This is a genomic window from uncultured Abyssibacter sp. (genome assembly GCF_964000955.1).
GTDB lineage: Bacteria > Pseudomonadota > Gammaproteobacteria > Nevskiales > OUC007 > Abyssibacter.
On sequence record NZ_CAXFCL010000095.1, the window covers coordinates 1 to 9,798 of the forward strand.

Below are 9,798 nucleotides of genomic sequence, written 5' to 3' on the forward strand. Positions count from 1 at the left end.
ACACACGCCCGCCCAAGCCCCATGTCACCGTGGCCCGGCTTGACCGCCGCCTGCCCGATGCCGACCGGGAGTGCACCCGACGACGGCTGGATGCCAGCCCGCCGCCGGACGGCGAACTGGTGCTGGACCAACTGACACTGTTCACCTGGACCGAATCCCGCGACCGGCGCCTGTTTCGCCGTGTCGCCTCCACCCGCCTGGGACCCACATGAATCCAAGCGACTGCATCGTCATCGGCGCCGGTTTTTCGGGCCTGCAATGCGCCCGGCAGCTGCATGACGCCGGACTGCGCGTCACCGTACTGGAAGCCCGTGATCGCATCGGCGGGCGCACACGCGTCACCGAGCTCGCCGGACGGACCGTGGACATCGGCGGCCAATGGATCGGCGCCGCGCACAGCGAGTTGCAGACGCTCGCCCGGTCTGCGGGGGTGCAGGAACTGCCGCAATTCACCGACGGTGCCCGCCTCCTGCACCTGGACCACGGGGGACGCGACCGGCTCAAGCGGTACCGGGGCCTGATTCCGAATGCGAATCCACTGGCGCTGCTCGAGCTGCAGCGCGCGATCCAGACCTTGACGAAGCAGCAGAAGGCGCTGGATCTGCACGCACCCTGGGAGACCGAACGCGCCAGCGAGTGGGATCACCAGACGCTGGACTCCTGGATGCGCCGGCATCTGCGCACGCGAACCGGACGGGAGATCTTCGACATCGCCGTGCGCTCGGTGATGACGGCCGAGCCGGGCATGCTCTCGTTTCTGGGCTTCCTGTTCTACTGCGCCTCCAACGAGAACTTCGAGGTGCTGACCTCCGTGGAATCGGGCGCGCAGGCCGCAACGGTGGACGGCGGCATGGTGCAGCTCGCCGAACATCTGGCGCGGCCACTGACGGCCGCGGAGCTGATTCATCTGGAGGCGCCCGTGGCGGAGATCCGCCGAAGCGATCCATCATCCGGCCTCGTGGTCACCACGGCCGATGGCCGGGCGTTTCAGGCACCCAAGGTGGTCTGCGCGCTTCCTCCCGCGCTGCAGGACCGCATCCGTTTCGATCCGCCACTGGCCGCCAACCGAGCCCAGCTCGCCAACCGCATGCCCATGGGTTCGGTGATCAAGACGGTGGTGGCCTACGAGACACCCTTCTGGCGACACAACGGCCTGTCCGGCGAGGCGGTCAGCCATAGCCTGCCCTTCAACACCGTGTTCGACGCTACCCCGCCGTCGGGCGAGTTCGGCGCCCTGGTCGGGTTCATCGACGGCGCGCCGGCGCGTCGATGGTCCTCCGCGACGCCGGAGGCCCGGCGCGAAGCGGTGCTGACCAGCCTGACGCGCTACTTCGGCGAGCAGGCCCGCAATCCGCTCGACCATGTTGAACATGACTGGATCACCGACCCCTGGGCGCGCGGCTGCTATGTCGGGCTGTTCACGCCGGGCGTGTTGACCGAACTGGGCCCGGCACTGCGCGCGCCCTGCGGAGACATCCACTGGGCCGGTACCGAGACCGCCAGCGAATTCTGCGGCTACATCGAGGGCGCGATCCGGTCAGGCCAGCGGGCCGCCGGTGAAGTGGCTGCCGCACTGGCCTGAGCGCGGTCCGCGTCAGTCCTCCGCGAGCATCTCCGCGGCGGCCAGATAGCCCAGCAGCAGTTCGAGGCCGGCGCCTTCGACGTCGTCGTCGGCCAAGCGGTTCATCGCACTGATGATCTGCTGGCCGAGGATGTCGAAGACATCCGCGGCAATGCGCCCGGTGCCGGAAATGTCGCGCGAGGTGTTCAGACCGGTGAGCAGCGCGAGCAGAACGTCAAAGCCGGTGCCGGAGATGTCGCGGGTCTCGACCTGATCCGCCAGATCGAGGATCAGCTCGAAGCCGGTACCTGAAATGTCGCGCTCGCTGGCCAGCAGTCGGGTGGCTTCGATGATCAGATCGAACCCGGTGCCGCTGATGTCGCGATCCGTGGTCATCGGTATGCGGTCCCATACCGTGCTGAGGAATCCGGTACCGCTGATGTCCCGGAAGGAGGGGCGCGCCGAGTCGAGATTCGTCTGCGTGCCCTGCACCGCGACAACGTCGAGCAGATCCACACGCCCATCACCGGTCACGTCGAGCTGGCTCATCGCGGCGTCGCGGGGCAGCGTCTGCGAGCTGGCGAGAATCTCCAGGGTGGACAGACTGCCGATGATCAGGCCCTGCAGGGCGGTTCGATAACCCGCATTCAGCGGACTGTTCAGCGCGCTCAGGTCCTGCGGCGCCAGACCCAGCTCATGGTATCCGGCCAGCGCGGTCGCAAGCGGATGCGTGGTCGCGATGATCGCCTCGGCGCTGACGACGTCGAAGCTGACCTGGGCCGCCGCGCCGCCGGACGCACCGGCACCGAAGATCGCCGCGCAGCCCATGAGGCCCGCGCGCAAAGTGGCATTCACCTTCATCTGATTTCCCCGTTTTGATTCTGTTTGCGTGAGTTGGCAATGCGCCGTCGAGGGTCCCCGCCCTCGCATTGCCTGGTTGAACAACATCCTGCCCATTGGCAGATCACGTTATTTGGCATTATTATGCCAATTATGGATGCCGCCACACAATTTGATCCCACCGCGCAGTCGCGCATGCAGCGCTCCGTTGAGCGCATCCTGCGCGCGCTCGCGCGCGTGCTGATGCGTCAAGGGATTGATTACGCGGCGTTTTCAGATATCGCCAAACGGGTGTTCGTGTCGGTGGCGACGGAGGAATTCGGGATTCGATCCCGACCCGCCAGCAAGTCACGCGTGGCGCTGCTCACCGGCATCAACCGGCGCGAGGTCGCGCGCGTTCAGCGACTCGCCGAACGCGACGCGCCGATGCAAGTGTTCAATCCGGCGTTGCGGCTGGTCTCCCTCTGGATTCGCGAGTCCGCGTACCGTGACGACAACGGGCAGCCCCTCGAACTCGACGTGCTGGGCCCGGAACCCTCGCTGGAAGCCCTGCGCGCCCGGGCCTGCCCGGATATTCCAATCACCGCGGTCACGCGGGAGCTGCTGCAATCCGGGGTCGCCCGGTCCGCCGATGGCGACTCGACGCGGCCCGGCCGGATCGCGCTGGTCACCGATGCCTACGTGCCGCGTGAAGACGTCACGGCCAAGCTTGATCTGATGGGCACGGACGTGGCGGCATTGCTCGACACCATCGGCTGGAACATCGACCAGCCGAGCGCACCGCGCTTCCAGCGCAAGGTGAGTTTCAACCATTTGACGCAGGCCGGCCTGCGACGGCTGCAAACCGTCGCCGCGGATTCCGGGATGCGTCTGCTGAAGGAGCTCGATGGCGAGCTCGCTCAGTTCACCACCGACACCGGTGGACAGTTCGCGGGGCTGGGGATCTACGTATTCAGCGAATCCGGAGAGACCGATGGGGGATGACCGTTTGACCCACAACACATTCAGGAGATCACCGATGCCCACTCTGAAACGATTGATACCGCTAACCGCCGCATGCGCTCTCGCCGCCTGCGGAGGCGACGGAGGTTCTGCCGACATCACCGGTACCGGTTTCGTGTCACTGGGCGTCACCGACGCGCCGGTCGACGAAGCCGAAGCCGTGGTGGTGACCTTCACCGAGGTGCAACTGCTCGGTGACGACGACGCACCACGCGAGACCTTCGTGCTGGACACGCCACAGCAGATCGACCTGCTCGCCTTGCAAGGCAACAACAGCACGTTCCTGATCGAAGGTGAGGAAGTGCCGGTCGGCGAGTATCAGCAGGTTCGACTGCTGATCGATTCGGTGCCGCCGAGCTGCAACAGCATTCCCGGCGAACTGCCGTCGTACATCACCATCGATGGCGTCGACTATCCGCTGGTGGTGCCCAGCGGTGAGCAGTCCGGCCTGAAGTTCCAGGGGCCGATCACGGTCGCTGCCGGGCAGTCGGCCGCCTACACGGTGGACTTTGACCTGCGCCAGTCGATCGCCGAACGCGGCGCCAACGACTGCTACAACCTGCGGCCGGTCGTTCGGGTCGTGGACAACGCCGAGGTCGGCACGCTCACCGGCACCATCGACCCCGCCCTGTTCACGGACGCCAGCTGCACCGCCGACCCGGTCACCGGTGAAGGCGCGGCCGTTTACGTCTACACCGGCGGTTCCACGGTTCCTGACGATGCCGACAGCTCCACGGACGACGATGTCGATCCGCTGACCACCGCCCTGGTGACTCCGATCACCGACATGGACGACAACGTCACGGGCTTCAGCTACGAGGTCGGATTCCTGCTCGCGGAGACCTACACCGCCGCGTTCACCTGCCAGGCTGGTAACGATCTGGGTGAACAGGACGATGACATCACCTTCGGTGACATCGAGAACGACATCGTCATCCAGGCGGACACCGTGACCACCATCAACTTCGAGGCGGCACCGCCGGCGACAGAAACCGAATAAGCGAATACCAACAAGCGATCTGTGCAAATTGGGGCGGCCCGGTTCAAGCCGCCCCGTTTTTTTGCTCGGGAGAAACACCGATTTGCATGCGCCCCCCCTGTGGGGAGCGCATGCAAATCGCCATGTCCCTGCGTTAGTCTGCGACCTTCCCCGCTCCGGATATACCCCATGCGTCGCACGCTACTCCTTGTCCTGACCGCGATCGCTCCGGTCGTCGGTTTTGCCGGAACCGGTCAGACCGTCGAATACAGTGTCGACGGCAAGGCCTACGACGGCTATTTCGTCACCCCCGCGCCCGACGCACCGCTCGTCCTGCTGCTGCACGACTGGGATGGCCTGACCGGTTACGAGATCGAACGCGCCGACATGCTGGCCGGCCTCGGCTATGCGGTGTTCGCGGCCGATCTGTTCGGCAAGGGCGTGCGTCCGACCACCGTCGAGGACAAGCGACAACACACAGGCGAGCTCTACAAGAACCGCGAGAAGCTACGCGCGCTGATGAACGGCGCGCTGCGCACCGCGCGAGGGCTGGGTGCCGACACCAATCATGCGGTTGCGATGGGCTATTGCTTCGGCGGCGCGGCGGTACTGGAACTGGCCCGCTCCGGAGCCGACCTCGAGGGCTTCGTGACCTTTCACGGCGGTCTGACCACGCCGGACGGTCAGGACTACGCCAGAGCCAAGGGCCGCTACCTGATCCTGCACGGCACCGCGGACGGCCACATCACCATGGATCAGTTCGCCGAGCTTGCCCAGGCGCTGGAATCAGCCGGGCTGCCCCACACCATGACGACCTACGGCGGCGCACCGCATGCGTTCACGGTGTTCGGACAGGACAGCTACCGGGAGACCGCCGACACCCAGTCCTGGGCGGCGTTCCAGGCCTTTCTCGATGAGACCCTGAAACGCTGAGCCGCCGCGCTGCCCTGCTGCTGTTCGTCTACGGCACGCTGCGCCCCGGAGGCGGCATGCCGATCGAACGGGTCACCGGTCGTCCCGCACACTGGCTCGGCGGAGCCACCACAGCGGGACGGCTGATCTGGCTCGGGCGGTATCCCGGCCTGATTCCCGCCAGGGGACGAGGTGATCGGGTGCTCGGTGACTTGTACGTCCTGCCCGGAACCCGCGACCTGCATCATCTGGACCGTTACGAAGGCTGCCACCTCGGACGGCGGGCCGAGTACGAACGCGTCCGCCAGCCCGTGATGACGGACGACGGGCCCCGAGTCGCCTGGGTCTATCGGTATGCCCGTCCCGCCGGTACCCGCGCCGGAATCCGGGATGGTGACTATCTGGATTTCGTCAGTGCGCAATCCGGCAGGATCGGTTACCCGAGCTGACCACGGCACCCTCGGACGCTTCAGCGTCCCACTGATGGAACCCCGGACCTCCAACCCGGAAACCTTCACGCCCGCGAAGCCGGTTTCGATCGGTTTGGCAGACCCGCAGATTCGTCCCATCATGCAGCCATGATCAACATTCGCCGCGCGCTGCCCGGGGACTGGCCCGCCCTCTGGAACTTGCTGGAGCCCGTGTTCCGGGCCGGTGAGACTTACGCGATCGATCGTGACATCAGTGCATCGGCGGCCCATCAGCTCTGGTGTACCGCGCCGTTGCAGACCTACATCGCGGAGAACCCGGAGCAGGAACTGCTGGGCACCTATCTGCTCAAGCCCAATCAGGGTGGCGGCGGACGTCACGTTGCCAACGCGGCCTACGTCGTCGCGGAATCCGCGCGTGGCCGAGGCGTGGCATCAACGCTTTGCGCGCATTCGCAGGAACGTGCGCACGCGCTGGGGTTTCTCGCCATGCAGTTCAACTGCGTCGTCGCGACCAACCTGACCGCCGTGCGCCTGTGGAAGCGCATGGGGTTCAGCGTGGTGGGAACGCTCCCGAACGCATTTGACCACCCTGTACATGGTCTGGTCGATGCATACGTGATGTATAAATCCCTGGAGACGGTCCACGAGTGAGGCGGCGCCGCATCGGCCCGACCCCCGTGACCCAGGCACAAACGCTCATCAAGGAAGACGCATGCTCTCAGCCCAGGATGCCCTCAAACGCTTGCAGGACGGCAACGCGCGCTTTGTCGCCAACGACCCGCGGGGCCGTGACGGAGCCAACGATCAGGTTCGCCGGTCCCAACTGGTCGGCGGCCAGGAGCCTTTCGCCATCATCCTCGGCTGTTCGGACTCGCGCGTACCCGCCGAGCTCGTGTTTGATCAGGGACTGGGCGACCTGTTCGTGATTCGCGTCGCCGGCAACATCATCGCGCCGTCACTGGTCGGCAGCGTGGAATTCGCGGCCGAGGTGTTCGGCACACGTCTGGTGGTGGTGCTCGGTCACACCTGCTGCGGCGCGGTGGCGGCAACGGTGGACCAGCTGGAGCGCCCCACCGAAAACCGGTCGCCGAACCTGCATGCCATCGTCGACCGGATCCGGCCGGTGGTGGACCCGCTGATGCAGGCCTGCCCGGGCGCCGACAGCGAACACATCAAGCGTATGGCGGTGCGAGCGAACATCGTCGCCTCCGCCAGCCAGCTGCGCCATGGCTCGCACATCCTCGAGAACCTGAGTCTGAACGATGACCTGCTCGTCGTGGGTGCGGAATATTCGCTGGAAACCGGCGAGGTGGATTTCTTCGACGGCCTACCCTGAATCCCGCTCCGCCAGGGTCGGCGGAGGCTTGCGGCGCGCGCGGAAGAAGCCTCGCAGCAGCTCCGCGGATTCCTCTCCCAGCACGCCCGGGGTCATTTCGCAGCGGTGATTGAGCTGCTCGCCCGGCAATACCGAAAACACGGAACCCGCGGCACCCGCACGAGGGTCATCCGCGCCGTAGATCACCCGATGGATGCGGGCGGTGACAATCGCCCCGGCGCACATCGCACAGGGTTCCAGCGTGACGTACAGATCGCAGCCAACCAGGCGATAGTTGCCCACCGCCGCCGCCGCGGCGCGCAGCGCCTGAATCTCGGCGTGCGCGGTGGGATCGGACAGCCCGATGGGCCGGTTCCAGCCCTCGCCCAGAACTTGACCGTCCCGCACGACCACCGCCCCCACCGGCACCTCGCCGGCCTCGGCCGCTCGCTGCGCCAGATCCAGTGCATGCCGCATCCATCGGCTGTCGACGCCGGCGGTCTCAGGCACCCGACACCTGATCAATCCAGTTGGCGATGTCGGTGATCATCTGCTCTTCCACATGCCCCGGTTGCTGATACTCCTCGAGGCTGCTGGCGCCCTGACCCGCGATCCCCAGGTGATTCAGCGCCGGGTAGTACCGGAACGTGGCCCGCGGGTCGCCTTCGAACGCGTCCTTCCAGAGCGCCCAGTCGGTGCCCGTCACCTGAAAATCCCGGCCGCCCTGCAGCAGAAGCATCGGCACTTCGATGGCAGCTGCCTCGGCGACCGGATCGACGGCGTCAGCATCCCGCCAGTACACGGCCGGCAGCTGCATGGGCGTATCGGCCGTGGCCACCGGTCCGTCCCCACGCAGCGCGGCGATCTGCTCATCCAGCTGATTCAGAAACGCCCGCTCGTCTTCGGAAATGCGCTGGTCCAGCCCGAACAGATACCGATTCTGTTCCGGCAGCAGGTCCAGCAACGATCGCGCCGGCGCGGCGAACAGCACCACTCCAGCCAGGTCGTCGACACGCCCAGCGATGCGGGGGGCCAGCATGCCGCCCTGGCTGTGTCCGAGCACGAAGACACGAGACGCATCGACCCGCGGCTGCTCGCGCAAGACGTCCACGGCCGCGACGGCATCGGCGACGGTTTCCTCCTCCATCGTGAAGCCGCCCGACTTGAACTGCTCCGGGTACACGTGCGTGCGTTTGTCATAGCGCAGCACCGCGATGCCGCGCTTGCCCAGCCCACGCGCAAGTTCCAGGAAGATGTGGTTCGGCCCGATGGTCTCGTCGCGATTCTGCGGACCAGACCCGTGCACGAGCACGACCGCCGGATGCTCACCTTCACCACCGGGCAGGACCAGCGTCGCGGGCAGCGGCGATGGCTGGCCGCCCACCTGGAGGTCCTGCTCGGTGTAGCCGGCCTCATCAGGCACGGCCGGCGGTGGTGGTACCAGCGGCAGCAGTCGCAAACCGGCGATCCGACCATCGGGAGTGACCGCGATATTGGCGGTCAGGGCCCCGCGTTCGTAGTGAAGCGGCACCATGACCAGTTCCATGCCATTGGCCGGGGTCACGGTGGCGTCTCCACGACGCAGGGGTTTGCCGAGCTGCTGGGGCAACGACGCCCAGATCTGCTGGATTTGCGTCGCGGGCACCGCCTTCAGCATGTCCGGCGTAAAGTCAGCCACCGCCTCGGCGTACTCGCCACGATCCAGACGATCCAGCAGTTGCAGTGCCACCGTCCGGCTGTCGTTGGCCGCGGTGGCCACCAGGGGAATCAACGCCAGCCACAGCAGCCAGCGTCTTCGAGAGAGTCCGTGCATTGTTCACTCCACACCGGCCGTGACCCGTCCGCGGGTTCAGCGCGGCTGTGGGTGGTTCACTCCCACTCGATCGTGGCTGGTGGTTTGCCTGAAATGTCGTAGACGACGCGCGAAATGCCGTCGACTTCATTCACGATGCGGCGTGCGACGTGATCAAGAAAGTCGTAGGGAAGATGTGCCCACCGCGCGGTCATGAAATCAATGGTCTCGACCGCGCGCAAGGCGATCACGTGCTCGTAGCGGCGACCGTCGCCCATCACGCCAACGCTGCGCACCGGCAGGAACACCGCAAAGGCCTGGCTAACGGCGTCGTAATGGTCGTGCCGGCGCAGCTCGGAGATGAAGATGTCATCGGCTTCACGCAGCGGATCGGCGTATTCCTTCTTCACCTCGCCGAGGATGCGCACGCCCAGGCCCGGGCCCGGGAATGGATGGCGATACACCATCTCCCGCGGCAACCCCAGTTCCAGACCGATCTTGCGGACCTCGTCCTTGAACAGATCGCGCAGCGGCTCGACGAGCTGCAGCTTCATGTGATCGGGCAGCCCGCCGACGTTGTGATGCGACTTGATCACATGGGCCTTGCCGGTGGCGGCGCCCGCCGATTCGATCACGTCCGGGTAGATCGTGCCCTGGGCGAGAAAATCGACTTCGGTCAGCTTGCCGGCTTCCTCGTCGAACACGTCGATGAAGGTCTTGCCGATGATCTTGCGTTTGACCTCGGGATCGGCCTCGCCCGCCAGCGCCGAGAGGAAGCGCTCCTCGGCGTCGACGCGGATCACGCGCACCCCCAGATGCTGGGCGAAGGTCGCCATGACCTGATCGCCCTCGTCCTTGCGCAGCAGACCGTTGTCGACAAACACGCAGGTCAGCTGGTCGCCAATGGCCTGATGCAGCAGCGCGGCGACCACCGAGGAGTCCACACCACCGGACAAACCCAGCAGG

General features: G+C 66.0%; 12 protein-coding genes. 8 read left to right on the forward strand and 4 right to left on the reverse strand.

What is annotated here, in order from left to right; all coding sequences use genetic code 11:
* Together ABNS06_RS04360 and ABNS06_RS04365 are read left to right on the forward strand one after the other, a co-directional pair.
* On the forward strand, window positions 1-212 hold a 212-nt coding region (locus tag ABNS06_RS04360), incomplete at its 5' end, for a hypothetical protein (protein ID WP_348672795.1).
* The gene (locus ABNS06_RS04365; RefSeq protein WP_348672796.1) at window positions 209-1,582 is read left to right on the forward strand and encodes an NAD(P)/FAD-dependent oxidoreductase; all 1,374 of its coding nucleotides are present in this window, start codon (window positions 209-211) and stop codon (window positions 1,580-1,582) included. The genes ABNS06_RS04360 and ABNS06_RS04365, both read left to right, overlap by 4 nt.
* Before the next feature lie 12 nt (window positions 1,583-1,594).
* On the opposite strand, the gene ABNS06_RS04370 is transcribed toward ABNS06_RS04365, so the two are convergent.
* On the reverse strand, window positions 1,595-2,422 hold the full coding sequence (locus tag ABNS06_RS04370) for a hypothetical protein (RefSeq protein ID WP_348672797.1): 828 nt from the start codon (window positions 2,420-2,422) through the stop codon (window positions 1,595-1,597).
* A gap of 24 nt (window positions 2,423-2,446) precedes the next feature.
* On the opposite strand from ABNS06_RS04370, the gene ABNS06_RS04375 reads away from it, so the two are divergent.
* The 6 genes from ABNS06_RS04375 to ABNS06_RS04400 all read left to right on the forward strand — a co-directional run bounded on the left by ABNS06_RS04375 (window position 2,447) and on the right by ABNS06_RS04400 (window position 7,061).
* On the forward strand, window positions 2,447-3,385 hold the full coding sequence (locus ABNS06_RS04375; protein ID WP_348672799.1) for a DUF6502 family protein: 939 nt from the start codon (window positions 2,447-2,449) through the stop codon (window positions 3,383-3,385).
* Window positions 3,386-3,419: 34 nt separating this feature from the next.
* Window positions 3,420-4,403: a DUF4382 domain-containing protein gene (locus ABNS06_RS04380; RefSeq protein ID WP_348672800.1), complete on the forward strand. Its 984-nt coding sequence runs from the start codon at window positions 3,420-3,422 to the stop codon at window positions 4,401-4,403.
* A 168-nt stretch (window positions 4,404-4,571) separates the two neighbouring features.
* Window positions 4,572-5,315 (forward strand): dienelactone hydrolase family protein, encoded by a 744-nt coding sequence (locus ABNS06_RS04385; RefSeq protein ID WP_348672801.1) that lies wholly within the window; start codon window positions 4,572-4,574, stop codon window positions 5,313-5,315.
* A gap of 20 nt (window positions 5,316-5,335) precedes the next feature.
* On the forward strand, window positions 5,336-5,743 hold the full coding sequence (locus tag ABNS06_RS04390; protein WP_348672806.1) for a gamma-glutamylcyclotransferase family protein: 408 nt from the start codon (window positions 5,336-5,338) through the stop codon (window positions 5,741-5,743).
* A gap of 129 nt (window positions 5,744-5,872) precedes the next feature.
* Window positions 5,873-6,376: a GNAT family N-acetyltransferase gene (locus ABNS06_RS04395; protein ID WP_348672802.1), complete on the forward strand. Its 504-nt coding sequence runs from the start codon at window positions 5,873-5,875 to the stop codon at window positions 6,374-6,376.
* 61 nt (window positions 6,377-6,437) lie between these two features.
* The gene (locus ABNS06_RS04400) at window positions 6,438-7,061 is read left to right on the forward strand and encodes a carbonic anhydrase (protein ID WP_348672803.1); all 624 of its coding nucleotides are present in this window, start codon (window positions 6,438-6,440) and stop codon (window positions 7,059-7,061) included.
* On the opposite strand, the gene tadA is transcribed toward ABNS06_RS04400, so the two are convergent.
* The 3 genes from tadA to guaA all read right to left on the reverse strand — a co-directional run.
* Window positions 7,053-7,517 carry a tRNA adenosine(34) deaminase TadA gene (tadA, locus tag ABNS06_RS04405; protein WP_348672807.1) on the reverse strand — a complete coding sequence of 155 codons (465 nt, stop codon included), beginning with the start codon at window positions 7,515-7,517 and terminating at the stop codon, window positions 7,053-7,055. The two genes, ABNS06_RS04400 and tadA, sit on opposite strands and share 9 nt — an antisense overlap.
* A 25-nt stretch (window positions 7,518-7,542) precedes the next feature.
* Window positions 7,543-8,853: an alpha/beta fold hydrolase gene (locus ABNS06_RS04410; protein WP_348672804.1), complete on the reverse strand. Its 1,311-nt coding sequence runs from the start codon at window positions 8,851-8,853 to the stop codon at window positions 7,543-7,545.
* A 56-nt stretch (window positions 8,854-8,909) separates the two neighbouring features.
* Window positions 8,910-9,798 (reverse strand): glutamine-hydrolyzing GMP synthase (guaA, locus tag ABNS06_RS04415; RefSeq protein WP_348672805.1); only part of this gene is annotated, 889 nt, incomplete at its 5' end.